Raw genomic sequence first — 16,321 nt, 5'->3', positions numbered from 1 at the left:
CTGTTCTCCTTTGTCTATTCGTTGTTTTTGTTGGGGTTCCGGCTGAGGAAGAAGAAGACGGTGACGATTGCGAGCGACAGCACGAGGAAGGCTGTCGAGATCGCGTTCATCTCCGGCGTCACGACACGGCGCAACTGACCCAGCATGTAGGTCGGCAGCGTATCCTGTCCACCGGACTTGACGAACTCGGTGATGACGACGTCGTCGAGCGAGATCACGAAGGCCAGCATCAGGCCGGCGAGAATGCCCGGCCAGAGCAACGGCAGAGTGACATAGCGGAAGGTCTGGAAGGACGAGGCGTAGAGGTCGGATGCCGCCCGTTCCAGCGAGAGGTCCATGCTTTCGAGCCGCGCGCGGATCGGCATATAGGCGAAGGGAATGCAGAAGGCCGCATGCGCGACGATGAGGTAGCCGAGGCCGGAATAGCCGGTCCACACCTTGATGCGCGAGAAGAGGATCAGGAGCGCCACCGCGGTGACGATTTCCGGCACCAGCAGCGGCATGTTGATGATGGAATATTTGAAGGTGAGGCCGCGATAGGGCGCGGTGCGCGTGGTGGCGATGGCCGCGAGCGTCGCGCAGGCCGTGGCGATGACGGCGGCGACCGCGGCGATGCGCAGCGACCGCCAGGAGGCTTCCATCACCTGCTGGTTGTTCCAGGCGCTTTCGAACCAGCGCAGCGAAAAACCTTCCCAGGTGGCGATCGAGGTGCCCGAATTGAAGGAATAGACGACGAGCGTGGCGATCGGCAGGTAGAGCAGGAAGAAGCACAGCATCGCGATGGTCGCGAAACCCGGCTGCCGTTTGATCGAGAAGGACTTAGCCATGGGCGCTGCCTCCGCTCTTGGATGCATTGCGCACGTAGTAGAGCATTGCAAACAGCACGATGATGACGAGCGTGACGGAGAGCGCCGCGCCGAGCGGCCAGTTCCGCCCCTGGCCGAATTGCAGTTCGATCAGGTTGCCGAGCATCAGGTTCTTGCCGCCGCCGAGAACGCGCGGCACGACATAGGCCGAGAGCGCCGGCACGAAGACGAGGATGGAGCCGGCGATGATGCCGGGTTTGACCAGCGGGATGACGATGCGCCACAGGACGCCGAAGCGGGAGGCGTAGAGGTCGTAGCCCGCCTCGATCAGCCGGAAATCGAGCTTTTCCAAGCTGGCATAAAGCGGCAGCACCATCAGCGGCAGGTAGACATAGGTCATGCCGAGCATGATGGCGAAATCGGTGAACATCATCTGGATCGGCGACGAGATGAGACCGATCGACATCAGGAAGGAATTGACGATGCCCTCGCTGCGGATCACCTCCTGGATGGCGAAGGTGCGGATAAGCATGTTCGTCCAGAACGGAATGGTGATCAGGAACAGCCAGAGCGAGCGGTTGTGCGGCGCGCGCGTCGCGATGAAATAGGCTGTCGGGAAACCGAAGATCAGGCAAAGCACGGTGGTGGCGAAGGCAAGCTTCACGCTGCGCCAGAAGATCAGGAAATGCGCGTCGGCGAGCGAAACGGTCTCGTCGAAAATATCGCGCGTGAAGAGCACGTTGAACCAGCCCTCCGAGGAGAATTCCAGCTTCACGTCGCCGTAGCTGCCCGGCGCGAGGAAGGAATAGAACACCACGATGAGAAGGGGGCCGACGCCCGCGGCGAGGATCAGAACCAGGGCGGGCGCGCTGAGCAGCCAGCGATCCCGGACGTCCTTCTTCTGCCTCTGTTCGCCGACGTCCTGAGCACTGTCCGTCATCTCTAGTCCCTCAGGATCTGTGCGACGTCATCATTGATGGCGACGCTGATGCGTTCGCCAACGGAGAAGCCGCAGGGGGCACTGTTGGCGTTCTGCTGGCGCACGGTGAAGGTCTTTCCGTCGTCGATCGTGACGTGGAAATGGTTGTCCGTGCCGAGATAGACGATGGTGTGGATCGCGCCTTCCAGCACGCCGGAGCCGGGCGGGCCGAGGCGGGCGTGTTCGGGGCGGATGACGATGGTGACCTTGCCCTGCGGCGTGACGCCTTCCGGGTAGGTGGCGGAGATTTCCGCGCCCGACGAGAGCCTCACGCGGGCCTTGTCGCCGGACACCGAAACGACGTCGGCCTCCAGGAAATTCGTCTCGCCGATGAAGTCGGCGACGAAGCGTTCGGAGGGGCGATCGTAGATGTCCCAGGGCGAGCCGATCTGGCGCACCGTGCCCGTCGACATGACGGCGATGCGGTCGGACATGGTGAGCGCTTCTTCCTGGTCGTGGGTGACGAAGACGAAGGTGATGCCGGTTTCGGTCTGGAGCCGCTTCAGTTCCACCTGCATGGACTTGCGCAGCTTGAGATCGAGGGCGGAGAGCGGCTCGTCGAGCAGCAACACCTTCGGCCGCGGTGCAAGCGCCCGGGCAAGCGCCACCCGCTGCTGCTGGCCGCCGGAAAGCTGGGTGACCGGGTTGTTGCCGCGCCCGTCGAGATGCACGAGCTTCAGCATGTCGCCCACGACCGAGTCGATTTCCGACTTCGGCTTGCCCAGCATCTTGAGGCCGAAACCGATGTTTTCGGCCACCGTCAGGTGCGGGAAGAGGGCGTAGTTCTGGAAGACCGTGTTGACCGGCCGCTGGTTCGGCAGCAGGCGGGAAATGTCCGTGCCGTCGAGCAGGACCTGCCCTTCCGTGGGCAGTTCGAAACCGGCGATCATGCGAAGGAGGGTGGTCTTTCCGCAGCCGGACGGGCCGAGAAGGGTGAAGAATTCATTCGAGCGGATTTCCAGCGAGACGTCGTTGACGGCCTGGAAGTTGCCGAACCATTTCTTGATGCCATGCATGCCAATGGCGCCGCCATGGGCACCGGTCGTTCGGGTCTCAGTCATCGGTTCCCCGTTTTTCGGCAGGCGTGTCCCGAGCTTTGCCCGATCCGCCGGCTGTCCTCTCGTCCGGCCGCTAATCACGGCTCTTATGTGATAGGCTTGTCTTGCTTATGATCACAACAAACCATAATTTGATCAAATCTGTAAAGGGCCATTTTGTGCTTTGGGAATTTATCCGCCCTGCGTGCAAAGATCACGGAATTCAGCCCTGAGACGAAAGACGGCATAGGCCGGGTCTGCAGACGGGAGGATTTGAGCATGTTGGTTGCAGCCAGTCGAGAGACTTCCGAATCGGCCAAGCAGTGGGTCTACCGCGTGCTCAGGCGGGGCATCATGACGGGCCAGTTCGAGCCGGGCGACCCGGTCACGATCAACGGTCTTGCCGAGACGCTCGGTGTCAGCGCCATGCCTGTGCGCGAGGCCCTGCACCGCCTCGTCGCCGATGGGGCGCTGGAGCTGCTCGACAACCGGCGGGTGCGCGTGCCGGACCTCGATCCGCAGCGTTTCGAAGAGGTGCTGGAAGCCCGCGTGGCGCTGGAAACGCGGGCTGCCGAGCGCGCCATGCCGTTTATCGACGAGACGCGGCTTGCCCGCATGCGGGCCTTCGACAAGCAGGCTGACCAGGCGCTGGCGGATGGCGCTTTCGGGCGGCTGGTGGAGGCGAATTTCGATTTCCACCGCTGCCTTTACGAGGCACGGCCGGGCACCGTACTGCTGCCGCTGATCGAATCCCTCTGGCTGCGTCTCGGCCCCTTCATGCGCCGGGCGGGCGAAACACTGTCGGAGACCTACCAGGTCGACCGGCACGCCGAGGCGTTGGTCGCAATCGTCAAGCAGGATGCGGAAGCCCTGAAGGCCGCGATTGCCGCCGATATCCGCGACGGCGCCGGTCTTCTCGGGCGCAGCCATTTCGAACGGATCGCCGCGCTCGGGAAAACGGCCTGACGGAAAGACGGGAACTTTTGCTCTCAGGCGCTTGCCGGTCGGGGCCAATCGCCGGTAAATCTCTGCGCGATTTGTTCTGCCCGTGCGTCGGAGGCCGCCTTGAACGACAACAATGTTCTGAAATTCGAACGCCGGAAGCCGGAACCCGAGAACAAGCCCAAGGCACCGGGACCGAAAAAGGGCCTCATCTGGCTCGCCGTCATCGCCGTGATCGCGCTCGTCTGGGCCTATTACCAGTTCCTCGCGCCGCAGGCTCTCTGAGCCCTCAATGCAGGCCGAGATAGGCCTTGCGTACCTCAGCATTGTCGAGCAGCGCGGCGCTTTCCCCGAAGAGGTGAATCCGGCCGTTGACCATCACATAGGCGCGCTGCGAGAGTTTCAGCGCATGGTTGGCGTTCTGCTCGACGAGGAAGATCGTCTTGCCCATGGCGGCGATCTCCGCCAGCACCTCGAAGACCCGCTTGACGACGAGGGGCGCCAGCCCCAGCGACGGTTCGTCGAAGAGGATCAGTTCCGGCCGCGCCATCATGGCGCGTGCGATCGCCAGCATCTGCTGCTCGCCGCCCGACATGGTGCCGGCCGTCTGGCTGCGACGTTCCTTGAGACGCGGGAAGAGCTCGAACATCTGCGCCCGATCCTCGTCGAAATGCCCCATGCCGATGGGTGTGGTCCCCATCATCAGGTTCTCCTCGACAGTCATGTCCTGGAAGATCTGCCGGCCTTCGGGCACCAGCGCGATGCCGCGGCGCGATATGCGGTTCGTCGGCAGGTTTGAGATATCCTCGCCGCGATGCAGGATGCGGCCGGACGAGGTGCGCGGCGCACCGAAGATGGTGGCGAGCAGCGTCGTCTTGCCGGCGCCGTTCGCGCCGATCAGGCTGACGATCTCGCCCTTCGATATCTGCACGTCGACCGCTTTCAGCGCCTCGACAGGCCCGTAATGGGCATGCACGCCTTCGAATTGCAGCAGCGGGCCAGCGGTGGTTTCTGTCGTGCTCATGCCGTCACCTCTTCCTCGCTGACGCCGAGATAGGCGGCGATAACCGCCGGGTCGTTGGCGACGCTGTCCGGCGTGCCGTCGGATATGACCTCGCCGTGATCAAGCACGACGATATGGTCGGCGATGCGCATGACGAGGCCCATGTCGTGTTCGATGACGAGCACGGAGAGATCGTGTTCGGCGCAGAGCCGCTGGATCACCTCGGAGAGTTCGCGCGTCTCCGACGGGTTGAGGCCGGCGGCCGGTTCGTCCAGGCAGATCAGCGCCGGCGAGGTGCACATGGCCCGCGCGATTTCCAGCCGGCGCTGGCGGCCATAGGGCAGTTCGCCGGCAAGGCGGTTGGCGTCGTTGGCGAGGTTCATCTGGGAAAGCCAGTAGTAGGCGCGGTCGACCGCCTCGGTCTCGGCGGCGCGGTAGGCGCGGGTGCGAAAGACGCCGCTCAGCAGGTTGTTGCGGGTGGCGAGATGCTGGGCGACCAGCAGGTTCTCCACCACCGACATTTCCTTGAACAGCCGGATGTTCTGGAAGGTGCGGGCGATGCCAGCGCGGGTGACGAGGTGCGAGCCGCCGGTGATCGGCCGCGTCATCAACTGGCCAATATCCTGCGGGCCGTTACGGCCGTTCAGCAGGATGCGGCCTTCGCTGGCGCGGTAGAAGCCGGTGATGCAGTTGAAGATCGTCGTCTTCCCGGCACCGTTCGGACCGATCAGCGCGGTGATGGCGCCCCTCTCGGCGGCGAAGCTGACATCGCGATTGGCGACGATGCCGCCGAAGCGCATGGTGACGTTCTGCACTTCCAGAATGGGCGTCTTCATCGGCCTGCCTCCGTTTGCGGCTCAAGACGGAGCGCGATGCCCGCCTCGCTATGGCTGGAGGGGAAAAAGGCGGGGCGGGTAAGGCGCACCAGGCCGCGCGGCTTCCAGATCATCATCACCACCATGAGGATGCCGAAGACCAGCACGCGGTATTCGGCAAAATCGCGCAGCAGCTCCGGCAGGATGGTCAGCACGATTGCTGCAAGGACGACGCCGACCGTGGAGCCGAGGCCGCCGAGCACGACGATGGCGAGGATGAGGGCGGATTCGAAGAAGGTGAAGGATGTCGGGTTCACGAAGCCCTGGTGGACCGCGAAGAACACGCCGGCAATGCCGCCCGTCGAGGCGCCGAGCATGAAGGCGGAGAGTTTCGTGAAGACGTGGTTCACGCCGAGCGAGCGACAGGCGATCTCGTCCTCGCGCAGAGCTTCCCACATGCGCCCGAGCGGCATGACGCGCAGCCGGTGCACCGCGTAGATGACCGCGCAGACGACAAGGAACAGCACGACATAGATGAACCAGAACTTGTAGTCGCCGCTATAGCTGATCCCGAGAAATTCATGGATCGGCACGCCGCCCTGCTTGGCCGTGCGGGTGAATTCGAGGCCGAAGAGGGTGGGGGCGGGCACGGGCGCGCCGTTCGGTCCGCCAGTGAATTCCAGCCAGTTGTTCAGCACCAGGCGGATGATCTCGCCGAAGCCGAGCGTGACGATGGCGAGATAGTCGCCATGCATCTTCAGCACGGGGAAGGCGAGGATCATGCCGAAAAGCCCGGCGAGGAAGGGCGCGATGACCAGCGCGCTCCAGAAGCCGAGGCCGAGATATTGATAGCCGAGCGCCAGCAGATACGCGCCGACCGCATAGAAGGCGACGAAGCCGAGATCGAGCAGGCCGGCAAGGCCCACGACGATGTTGAGACCGAGGCCGAGCAGGCAATAGATCAGCGCGAGGATCCCGATGCCGAGGAAATATTTGTCGGCGAAGAAGGGCAGCGCGAGACCGGCCAGGAAGAGCACAGCGAGCGGCAGGAGGGGCGAGCGTTCCTGCCCGGTATTAACGGTGACGCCGGAGTTGCTGCTTGCTAGCCGGCCGCGCAGGCGTTTGCCGATTTCGCTCATGCCCGCAAGCGAGGCGAGCAGGCGGCCGGCCGTGATGATGGCCGCGAGCGTCACCGCACGGCCGAGTTCGTTGCGAAAGCCGAAGCCGTCGAGCACCAGGCCGGAGATCGGTCCGAACAGGATGAGCGAGATGACGAAGGTGAGGACGGCTTCCTTGAGAAGGGAGGCGAGGCGGTTGTTCTGCATGGCGTTTCCTCCCGTCAGACCTTCTGCACTTCCGGCCGGCCGAGCAGGCCGTAGGGGCGGAAGAACAGGAGGATGATGAGGAGCGAAAAGGCGAAGACGTCCTTATAGTCGGTGCTGACGTACCCGGCGAACAGCGCCTCCGTCAGCCCGAGCAGGATGCCGCCGAGCACCGCGCCCGGAAGCGAGCCGATGCCGCCGAGTACGGCGGCGGTGAACGCCTTAATGCCCATAACGAAGCCGATGAAGAAATTGAACGAGCCATAATTGAAGGTCACCAGCGTGCCGCCCACGGCGGCCGTCGCCGCGCCGATGACGAAGACAGAGGAGATGATCCGGTCCGTGTTGACGCCGAGGATGGCGGAAATCTGCCGGTTCTGCTGGGTGGCGCGGCATTCGCGGCCGATGCGCGTGTAGTTGATCACATAGGTGAGGATGCCCATGGCGACCAGCGCTGCAATCAGGATCACCGTCTGCATGTATGTGATTTGTACGAAATGCTGGCCCTCGCCGAAGCGGAAGGCGCCCTGGATGAGGATCGGCACGCCCTGGTCGCGCGCGCCCTGTGAGATCTGCACATAGCTCTGCAGCATCAGCGATATGCCGATCGCCGAGATCAGCGGCGCGAGTTTGGTCGAGCCCCGCAGCGGCCGGTAGGCCACTCGCTCGATCGCCCAACCATAGATGCCGGTGATGACGCACGTGATGATGAGGATCGAGATCAGCGCGAAGGGCACGGACTGGAAGCCGAAGAAATGCAGCACTGCGAGCGTGATCGCGGCGATATAGGCGGAGACCATGTAGACATCGCCATGGGCGAAGTTGATCATGCGGATGACCCCGTAGACCATGGTGTATCCGACGGCGATGAGGCCGTAGATCGTGCCGAGCGTCACGCCGTTGACGAGCTGCTGCGCCAAGATGAACGCGTCCATGGCGAACCCCTTTATGGATTGTTCTGGCAATCGGAGGCCGGCTGAAGACGGGCTTCAGCCGGCCGGCTTGAAGGAGCTTAGTTGCTCGGAACCGGGGCGCCCGCGTCGTCGAAGGCGTAGAAGACGAACTTGAAGTCCTTCACGTCGCCCTTGTCGTTCCAGGCGAGATCGCCGACCGCCGACTTGACGGAGTTGGCGCGAAGCCAGGCGATCTGGTCCTCGACGGAGCCTTCCTTGGTGCCCTGGACGGCTGCGACGATGGTCTGCGCGCTGGCATAGCCGAAGAGCGTGTAGTTGTCGGGCGCGATGTTCGCCTTCTTCAGTGCGGCCTGCGCATCCGCCGTCGCCGGGTCTTCCAGCGGATTGGCGGCGGAGGAGTAGTAGACGTTCTTCAGGTTCTGCGCGCCGCCGGCGGCGGTGACGATTTCGGTTTGGGCCAGCGCATCGCCGCTGACGAACTTCACGTCGAGGCCTTGTTCGTGGATCTGGCGGATGAGGGGACCGGCTTCCGGAATGAGGCCGCCGAAATAGACGGCGGTGGCGCCAGCGCTCTTGATCTTGGTGACCAGTGCATTGAAGTCGCGCTCGCCGCGCGTCAGGCCCTCATAGAGCACCGGCTCGACGCCGCGCTCTTCCAGCGTCTTCTTCAAGGCATCGACGAGGCCCTGGCCATAGGTGTCCTTGTCGTGGATCAGCGCGATCTTGTCGAGCTTCAGCGTATCGAGAATGAAGGCGCCGGCGACCACCGCCTGCTGGTCGTCGCGTCCGCAGGTGCGGAACATGGTGTCGAAGCCGCGATCGGTGACGATCGGGTTGGTCGAGGACGGCGTGACGGTCAGGATGCCGTTGTCGTTGTAGATCTCCGAGGCCGGGATCGTGCTCGACGAGCAGAAATGGCCGACGACTGCCTGCACCTTGTCCTGGTCGACGAAGCGGTTGGCGACGGCGACAGCCTGTTTCGGCTCGCAGGCATCGTCGCCCTTCACGAGCTCGATCTGCTTGCCGTCAATGCCGCCGGCGGCGTTGACCTCGTTCACATAGGCCGAGACGCCGGTCCAGACCTGCTCGCCGAAGGTGGCGTTGGCGCCGGTCATCGGGCCGGCGACGCCGATCTTGATGGTGTCGGCAGCGAGTGCCGGAACGAGAAACAGCGAAGATGCGATCGCGGTGGCCGCGAAGAATGTCGAGAAACGAGTCATGAAAGGCTTCCCTCTGGTTAAGCCGTTGATCTTCCTTGATGCGACGCGCGTTCAGCCGGCGTTCTGGTTCTTTTTTCCCGCCCGCCGCGGCTCTTTTGGCCGGGTTGGTGGCAAACGGCCTCTGTCGTGATTGCGACGCTTCCCCTGTCGCAATCCGTCGGTATTTAAAGTTGACACATGTATGATAAGTGATATATCCAAAATCCGTCAAGCAGAAATCTTGCATCGCTGCGCCAGCCGTGGAAACTGGTGCTCAAAGGTCAAAGCGACATGGAATCGAGTGTGGGGAACGACATGGTGAACAACGCACCGCGGAACTGCCGCGTCGGGGTGGATATCGGCGGCACCTTCACGGATATTGCCCTCGATGTGGATGGCACGCTCCATTCGACGAAGGTGCTCACCGACTACACCGCCCCGGAGCGGGCGATTCTCAAGGGTGTCGCCGCCGTCGCCGAGCTCGCCGGCATCGCGCTCTCGGAAATCGGCCTGCTGATCCACGGCACGACGCTCGCCACCAACGCGCTGATCGAGCGGCGCGGCGCCAAGACCGCCTTCGTCACCACCGAGGGTTTTCGCGACACGCTGGAAATGCGCACGGAAAACCGCTTCGAGCAGTACGATCTCAACATCACCCTGCCGCCGGCACTGATCCCCCGGGCAGACCGCTTTACCGTGCGCGAACGCATGAACGCTGCAGGCAAGGTGCTGCTGGCGCTGGACGAGGCCTCCGTCGAGGCCGTCGTCTCGGCCATCGCGGCAGGCGGCTATGAAAGCGTCGCCATCGGCTTCATCCACGCCTATGCCAATGGCGCGCACGAGGCCGCCGTGCGTGACGCCATCGTCAAGCGCCTGCCGCATGTCTCCGTGTCGATTTCGTCGGAAGTCTCGCCGCAGATGCGGGAATTCGAGCGCTTCAACACGGTCTGCGCCAATGCCTATGTCAAGCCGGCGATCAAATCCTATCTCGACCGCCTCGTCGTCTCGCTGAAGGAGATCGGCGTCGGATGTCCGGTCTTCATGATCCATTCCGGCGGCGGCATCGTCTCCGTCGAAAGCGCCTCGGAGTTTCCGGTGCGCCTCGTCGAATCCGGTCCCGCGGGCGGGGCGATCTTCGCCGCCGATATCGCCCGGCGCCACGGGCTCGACACGGTGCTCTCCTTCGACATGGGCGGCACGACGGCCAAGATCTGCCTGATCGAGAACCAGGTGCCGAAGACAGCAAAGACCTTCGAGGTCGCCCGCACCTATCGCTTCCGCAAGGGTTCCGGCATGCCGATCTCCATTCCGGTGGTCGAGATGGTGGAAATCGGTGCCGGCGGCGGTTCCATCGCCGGCGTCGATGCCATGCGCCAGATCCGCGTCGGGCCGCATTCCGCCGCCTCCGAGCCGGGTCCGGCCTGTTACCAGCGCGGCGGCAAGAACCCGACCGTCACCGATGCCGACCTCATCCTCGGCAAGCTCGACCCCGATAATTTCGCCGGTGGCGCCATTCCGCTCTCCGTCGAGGCGAGCCGTCAGGCCATGGCCGACGATATCGGTGCGGTGATCGGTCTCGATCCGGACGGCGCCGCCTACGGCACCTGCGAGATGGTGGACGAGAACATGGCCAATGCCGGCCGCGTCCACACGGTCGAAAACGGCAAGAACATCGCCGATTTCACCATGATCACCTTCGGCGGTGCCGGCCCGCTGCATGCCGCAAGGCTTTGCGAGAAGATGGGCATCTCCACCTTCCTCGTGCCGGCCGGTGCCGGTGTCGGTTCGGCCATCGGCTTCCTGCGCGCGCCCTTCGGCTATGAATCGGTGCGCAGCGCCGTCTTCAATCTCTCCGATTTCGATTTTACCGCGGCCAATCATCTGCTGGACAGCATGAAGGCCGAGGCGACCGGCTTCGTGGAAGGCGGGCTGGATGCCGGCGCACCGGTGATCGAACGCACGCTCTTCATGCGGTATGCGGGGCAGGGCTGGGATATTCCCGTGGCGCTCGCCGCCGATCGGTTCGATGCTCAGAGCGCGGAAAAGCTCGTGGACCTGTTCGAAGCCGATTATGCCCGCTTCTTCGGCCGCGCCATCGAGGGGCTGGACATCGAGATCGTCAGCTGGTCCGTGAAGGCCAGTTCGCCGCTGCCGCCGGTGGAACGGGTTGCCGCTGTCGATGAGGGCAGCGTCGTCACGTCGGCAAAGACCCGCCGTCTCTTCGAAGCCGCGCAAGGCGCCTTCCTTGATGCCGGCATTCATGAGCGTGATGACCTGAAGCCCGGCGATGTCGTGAAAGGTCCCGCCATCGTCGTGGAGCGCGAGACCTCCACCATGCTCACCGCCGCCTTCAAGGCCGTCGTCCAGAACGACGGGTGCCTGCTCGTTACCCGACTGTAAGGAACGAACCGATGAACCAGTCCCCCGAAAATCGATCTCTGATCGATATCCATATGCAGGTCATGTGGAACCGCCTGATCTCCGTCGTGGAAGAACAGGCCCAGACGCTGATCCGCACCGCCTTTTCCACCTCCGTGCGCGAGGCGGGCGACCTCTCTGCCGGGGTCTTCGACCTCGAAGGCCGCATGCTGGCGCAGGCCGTCACCGGCACGCCCGGCCATGTCAACGCCATGGCCGAATCCGTCGCCCATTTCATCCGCGATATCGGTCCGGAGAATATTTTCGAGGGCGATGTCTACATCACCAACGATCCGTGGAAGGGCACCGGCCATCTGCACGACATCACCGTCGTCACGCCCTCCTTCCACCATGGCAAGCTGGTCGGCTATTTCGCCTCCACCGCGCATGTGGTCGATATCGGCGGGCGCGGCTTCGGGCCGGATGCGCGCGAGGTCTATGAAGAGGGCCTCTTCATCCCGATCATGAAGTTCTTCGAGCGCGGCGAACTGAACCGCTCCCTCATCCATATCGTGCGCAACAATGTGCGCGAGAGCGACAAGGTGGTCGGCGATTTCCATGCGCTTGCCGCCTGCAACGAGACCGGCCACCGTCGCCTCATCGACATGCTGACGGAATTCAACCTGGAAGATCTGTCGATGATCGGCGGCTTCATCCTGAAGCACAGCCGTGAAGCAACGCTGGAGCGGCTGAGAAACCTGCCGCACGGAAGCTGGTCCTACAGCCTCGATCTCGACGGCTATGACGAGCCGGTGCATCTCGCGGCAAAACTCACCATCGGCCCGGAGGGCGTGCTGGTCGATTTCGACGGCACGTCGGGCATGAGCAAGTTCGGCATCAACGTGCCGCTGGTCTATGCCAAGGCCTATGCCTGCTACGGAATCAAATGCGTGGTCGCGCCGGAAATTCCCAACAATGCCGCCTCGCTCGCGCCCTTCGACGTTGCGGCGCCCGAAGGCTGCATCCTCAACGCCAAGCGGCCGGCACCCGTTGCCGTGCGCCATGTGCTCGGCCATTTCGTGCCGGACCTCGTGCTCGGCGCGCTGCACCAGGCGCTGCCCGGCCAGGCGCCGGCGGAGGGTGCCAGCGCGCTCTGGAACCTGCATATGAGCGTGCGCCCCCTTTCCGACCAGATCGGCGGCAAGGGTGCGGAGATCCTGATGTTCAATTCCGGCGGCTCCGGCGCGCGTGCCTCGCTCGACGGCCTCAATGCGACGGCCTTCCCGAGCGGCGTGCACACCATGCCGATCGAGGCGACGGAGAATGTCGGCCCGGTCATCGTCTGGCGCAAGGAACTGCGCGAAGGCTCCGGCGGGGCGGGTGCCCAGCGCGGCGGCCTCGGCCAGATGATCGAGATCGAAGCGGCCGAAGGGTTTTCGTTCCGCTTCTCCGCCATGTTCGACCGCCTCAACCATCCGGCCCGCGGTCGCGACGGTGGCCTCGACGGCGCGCCCGGCGGCGTGGCGCTCGATGACGGCACGGCGCTGAAGGGCAAGGGCCTGCAATTCGTGCCGGAAGGCCGGCGTCTCGTGCTCTCGCTGCCGGGCGGCGGCGGTTACGGCGATCCGGCCGGTCGCCCTGCGGAAGCCGTCGCCCATGACGTCAGGCATGGTTACATCACAGAGGAGCAGGCCGCGCTTTATGGCAAGGCGGGAGGCAAGGCATGAACATGATCGCGTTTGAAAGCCTTCGGGCATCCACCATAAAATCCTCGCCCTCGATGGCCGTTTCCATGGCGGCGAAGGCGATGCGGGCGAAGGGTGAGCAGGTGATCGACCTCTCGCTCGGCGAGCCGGATTTCGACACGCCCGCCCATATCGTGGATGCCGCCGTGGACGCGATGAAGCGCGGCATCACCCGCTACACCGCGCCCGATGGCCTGCCGGAGCTGCGTGAGGCGATCGTCCGCAAATTCAAGCGGGAGAACGGTCTCGACTATGCCATGGACGAGATTTCCATCGGCAACGGCGCCAAGCAGATCCTGTTCAACGCCTTCCTCGGCACGCTGGAACCCGGCGACGAGGTGGTCGTACCGGCACCCTACTGGGTGTCCTACACCGACATCGTCATCCTGCATGGCGGCGTGCCTGTCATCGTACCTTGCGGTGTCGAGCAGGCCTTCAAGATCACGCCCGAACGGCTGGAAGCGGCGATCACGCCGAAGACGCGCTGGTTCCTGTTCAATTCGCCCTCCAACCCGACGGGCGCGATCTACACCGCCGACGAGTTGAAGGCGCTGGGCGCGGTTCTGGCCCGCCACCCCCGCGTCGCCATCATGTCGGACGAGATCTACGAACACATCGTCTGCGCCGACGTGCCCTTTACCTCCTTCGCCAATGCCTGCCCGGATTTGCGCGACCGCACGCTGCTCATCAACGGCGTCTCCAAGGCCTATGCCATGACCGGCTGGCGGCTGGGTTATGCGGCGGGGCCGAAGGCGCTGACGAAGGTGCTGAACAAGATGCAGTCGCAGAGCACGACCTGCCCGTCGTCGATCACCCAGGTCGCCGCCGCCGCGGCGTTGAACGGCCCGCAGGATTTCGTGACGACCGCGGTTGCCGAATACAAGGCGCGCGGCGAGCTGGTGACACGCGGCTTCCGCGCCATTCCGGGGCTTGAGGTGCGTGCGCCGGAAGGTGCCTTCTACCTCTTCCCGAAATGCGCCGCCCATATCGGCAAGACCGCGCCGGATGGCACCGTGATCGAAAACGACACGGCGCTTGCCGCCTACCTGCTGACGGAAGGCAAGGTCGCGACCGTCCCGGGGGCCGCCTTCGGCGTCGAGCCCTATATCCGCCTGTCCTTCGCCACATCGCGCGACAATCTCACGCTGGCCATCGCGCGCATCGCCGATGCCTTGGCCCGGCTTCGCTAACGAGGAACCCCATGTCCCATTTCCAGAGAGTTTTATTGACAGGGGCGGCAGGCAGCGTCGGTACGGCGCTTCGCCAGTCCGGCACGCGGCTCGGCAGGATCGTCCGGCTTTCCGATCGCAAACCTTGCGAAAACGTCGCCTCGCATGAGGAGGATTTCCCGCTCGAACTCGCCGATTTCGATGCGGTTTCGGAAGCGGTGAAGGGCTGCGACGCCATCGTGCATCTCGGCGGGCAGCCGCTCGAAGGCGCATGGAAGACCATCCTCGATTCCAACATTTCCGGCGGTTACCACATCTACGAGGCCGCGCGCCGCCACGGCGTCAAGCGCATCGTCTATGCCAGCTCCGTGCACGCCATCGGCTATTACGAGCGAACGGAGACGATCGACGGCAGCGTGCCGACGCGGCCGGATAGCCTCTACGGCGTCTCGAAAACCTTCGTGGAAAACCTCGGCCGCTACTATTTCGACAAGTTCGGCATCGAGACGGTCTCGCTCCGCATCGGCTCCTGCTTTCCGGAGCCGACCGACCGGCGCCATCTCATCACCTGGCTGTCCTATCGCGACTGCCGCCAGTTGGTCGAAAAGAGCCTGTCGGCGCCGCGTGTCGGCTTCATGGTCGCCTATGGCATGTCGAACAATTCGCAGGCCTTCTGGGACAACCGCACCGCCGCCGTGCTCGGCTACAAGCCGCAAGACAGCGCCGACGACTATGCCGACAAGGTTTTCGCCAAGACCGAGCAGGGCGACCCGAACGACCCGGCCGTGCGCTATCAGGGCGGCAGTTTCACGGCCGCCGGTCATTTCGAGGACGAGTGATGCAGGCTTCGAAGACATCCTATGACGTCGTGATCGTCGGCGGTGCCGTGGTTGGCAGCGCGGCGGCCTATTTCCTCGCCACCAATCCCGATTTCACCGGCTCCGTGCTGGTGATCGAGAAGGACTGGACCTACCAGCGCTCGGGCACGGCACTCTCCTCCAGCTCCATCCGCCACCAGTTTTCCAATGCGATCAACGTCAAGGTCTCGCAGTTCGGCACGGAATTCATCCGCAATTTCAAGGAGAACGTCGCGGTCGACGACGACACGCCGGAAATCGGCTTTCACGAGAACGGCTATCTCTTCCTCGCCGGCGACGAGCGCGGCAGCGAGGTGCTGCGCCGCAACCATGAAACGCAGGTCGCCTGCGGCGCCGAGGTTTCGCTGCTCGATCCCGAGGGGCTCGGCCGGCGGTTTCCATGGCTGAATGTCGAGGGGCTGACGCTGGGCAGCACAGGCGAGCGCGGCGAGGGCTGGTTCGACAGCGTCGGTCTCCTCCAGGGCTTCCGCAAGAAGGCCCGGTCGCTCGGCGTCGAATATATCGAGGACGAAGTTGTCGCGGTGAACCGCGAGGGCGATCGCGTGGTCTCGGTGACGACGAAGGGCGGGCAGACGATTTCCTGCGGTACGATGGTCAACACTTCCGGCACCAACGGCAAGAAGATGGCCCGCATGGCCGGTCTCGATATCCCGGTCGAGCCACGCCGGCGGTCGCTGTTCGTCGTGGATTGCCGCACGCCGCTCGAAGGCCCGGTCGGCCTCACCATCGACCCGACCGGCGTGTTCTTCCGCCCGGAGGGGAAATTCTACCTGATGGGCACCTATCCGAAACACGATCCGGAGGTCGATCCGAACGATTTCGAGGTGATGCACCACGAATTCGAGGATGAGATCTGGGAGACGCTCGCCCATCGCGTGCCGGCCTTCGAGGCGATCAAGGTCGTGAACAGTTGGGCGGGGCATTACGATTATTGCACGCTCGATCACAATGTCATCCTCGGCCCGCATGGCGAGGTGAAGAACTTCCTCTTCGCCAACGGTTTTTCCGGCCATGGACTGCAACAGTCGCCGGCCATGGGGCGGGGGCTTTCCGAACTGATCACCTATGGCGGCTTCCGCACGCTCGACCTTTCGCCCTTCGGCTACGCGCGCGTGGCCGCGAACCGCCCCTTCCTTGAAGACGCCGTGATCTGA

Annotated in this window: 15 protein-coding genes; 7 read left to right on the top strand and 8 right to left on the bottom strand. The window is 63.9% G+C overall.

Annotated elements, in window-relative coordinates:
- Nucleotides 1-14 precede the first annotated feature (14 nt).
- From J2Y63_RS08320 to J2Y63_RS08310, 3 genes are read right to left on the bottom strand one after another with little or no spacing between them, the layout of a single operon-like run.
- On the bottom strand, nucleotides 15-827 hold the full coding sequence (locus J2Y63_RS08320) for an ABC transporter permease (RefSeq protein WP_256116523.1): 813 nt from the start codon (nucleotides 825-827) through the stop codon (nucleotides 15-17).
- Nucleotides 820-1,746 (bottom strand): ABC transporter permease, encoded by a 927-nt coding sequence (locus tag J2Y63_RS08315; RefSeq protein ID WP_256116525.1) that lies wholly within the window; start codon nucleotides 1,744-1,746, stop codon nucleotides 820-822. The genes J2Y63_RS08320 and J2Y63_RS08315 overlap by 8 nt, the downstream gene beginning before the upstream one ends.
- A gap of 2 nt (nucleotides 1,747-1,748) precedes the next feature.
- On the bottom strand, nucleotides 1,749-2,846 hold the full coding sequence (locus tag J2Y63_RS08310; RefSeq protein ID WP_435265676.1) for an ABC transporter ATP-binding protein: 1,098 nt from the start codon (nucleotides 2,844-2,846) through the stop codon (nucleotides 1,749-1,751).
- Nucleotides 2,847-3,101: 255 nt separating this feature from the next.
- On the opposite strand from J2Y63_RS08310, the gene J2Y63_RS08305 reads away from it, so the two are divergent.
- Together J2Y63_RS08305 and J2Y63_RS08300 are read left to right on the top strand one after the other, a co-directional pair.
- On the top strand, nucleotides 3,102-3,788 hold the full coding sequence (locus J2Y63_RS08305) for a GntR family transcriptional regulator (RefSeq protein WP_435265675.1): 687 nt from the start codon (nucleotides 3,102-3,104) through the stop codon (nucleotides 3,786-3,788).
- Between the two features lie 99 nt (nucleotides 3,789-3,887).
- Nucleotides 3,888-4,049 (top strand): hypothetical protein, encoded by a 162-nt coding sequence (locus tag J2Y63_RS08300; RefSeq protein ID WP_256116527.1) that lies wholly within the window; start codon nucleotides 3,888-3,890, stop codon nucleotides 4,047-4,049.
- 4 nt (nucleotides 4,050-4,053) lie between these two features.
- Here J2Y63_RS08300 and J2Y63_RS08295 read toward each other — a convergent pair whose 3' ends face one another.
- The 5 genes from J2Y63_RS08295 to J2Y63_RS08275 form a co-directional block, all read right to left on the bottom strand.
- Complete coding sequence (locus J2Y63_RS08295; RefSeq protein WP_435265674.1) at nucleotides 4,054-4,788, bottom strand: ABC transporter ATP-binding protein; 735 nt, start codon at nucleotides 4,786-4,788, stop codon at nucleotides 4,054-4,056.
- A complete protein-coding gene (locus J2Y63_RS08290) occupies nucleotides 4,785-5,603 on the bottom strand; it encodes an ABC transporter ATP-binding protein (protein ID WP_435265673.1) in 819 nt (272 codons plus the stop codon). Before J2Y63_RS08290 ends, J2Y63_RS08295 begins: the two co-directional genes overlap by 4 nt.
- Complete coding sequence (livM, locus tag J2Y63_RS08285; RefSeq protein WP_435265672.1) at nucleotides 5,600-6,907, bottom strand: high-affinity branched-chain amino acid ABC transporter permease LivM; 1,308 nt, start codon at nucleotides 6,905-6,907, stop codon at nucleotides 5,600-5,602. Before livM ends, J2Y63_RS08290 begins: the two co-directional genes overlap by 4 nt.
- A 14-nt stretch (nucleotides 6,908-6,921) precedes the next feature.
- Entirely contained in the window at nucleotides 6,922-7,839 is a 918-nt protein-coding gene (locus J2Y63_RS08280) for an ABC transporter permease subunit (RefSeq protein WP_435265671.1), read from the bottom strand.
- Between the two features lie 77 nt (nucleotides 7,840-7,916).
- Nucleotides 7,917-9,038 (bottom strand): ABC transporter substrate-binding protein, encoded by a 1,122-nt coding sequence (locus J2Y63_RS08275; RefSeq protein WP_435265670.1) that lies wholly within the window; start codon nucleotides 9,036-9,038, stop codon nucleotides 7,917-7,919.
- Between the two features lie 294 nt (nucleotides 9,039-9,332).
- Here J2Y63_RS08275 and J2Y63_RS08270 point away from each other — a divergent pair, with 294 nt between their 5' ends.
- The 5 genes from J2Y63_RS08270 to J2Y63_RS08250 are packed head-to-tail and all read left to right on the top strand — an operon-like array spanning nucleotide 9,333 to nucleotide 16,321.
- The gene (locus tag J2Y63_RS08270) at nucleotides 9,333-11,417 is read left to right on the top strand and encodes a hydantoinase/oxoprolinase family protein (RefSeq protein ID WP_435265669.1); all 2,085 of its coding nucleotides are present in this window, start codon (nucleotides 9,333-9,335) and stop codon (nucleotides 11,415-11,417) included.
- Between the two features lie 11 nt (nucleotides 11,418-11,428).
- Nucleotides 11,429-13,102, top strand: a complete 1,674-nt coding sequence (locus J2Y63_RS08265) for a hydantoinase B/oxoprolinase family protein (RefSeq protein ID WP_435265668.1) — start codon at nucleotides 11,429-11,431, stop codon at nucleotides 13,100-13,102.
- On the top strand, nucleotides 13,099-14,310 hold the full coding sequence (locus J2Y63_RS08260; RefSeq protein ID WP_435265667.1) for a pyridoxal phosphate-dependent aminotransferase: 1,212 nt from the start codon (nucleotides 13,099-13,101) through the stop codon (nucleotides 14,308-14,310). The genes J2Y63_RS08265 and J2Y63_RS08260 overlap by 4 nt, the downstream gene beginning before the upstream one ends.
- Nucleotides 14,311-14,321: 11 nt before the next feature.
- Nucleotides 14,322-15,128 (top strand): NAD-dependent epimerase/dehydratase family protein, encoded by an 807-nt coding sequence (locus J2Y63_RS08255; protein ID WP_435265666.1) that lies wholly within the window; start codon nucleotides 14,322-14,324, stop codon nucleotides 15,126-15,128.
- Nucleotides 15,128-16,321 (top strand): NAD(P)/FAD-dependent oxidoreductase, encoded by a 1,194-nt coding sequence (locus tag J2Y63_RS08250; protein ID WP_435265665.1) that lies wholly within the window; start codon nucleotides 15,128-15,130, stop codon nucleotides 16,319-16,321. The genes J2Y63_RS08255 and J2Y63_RS08250 overlap by 1 nt, the downstream gene beginning before the upstream one ends.

Origin of the sequence: Shinella sp. BE166, from assembly GCF_051201095.1 — a bacterium.
Classification (GTDB): Bacteria; Pseudomonadota; Alphaproteobacteria; order Rhizobiales; family Rhizobiaceae; genus Shinella; species Shinella lacus.
Note: the sequence above shows the minus strand (reverse complement) of the source record. Positions and strands in the feature narration are given on the sequence as shown.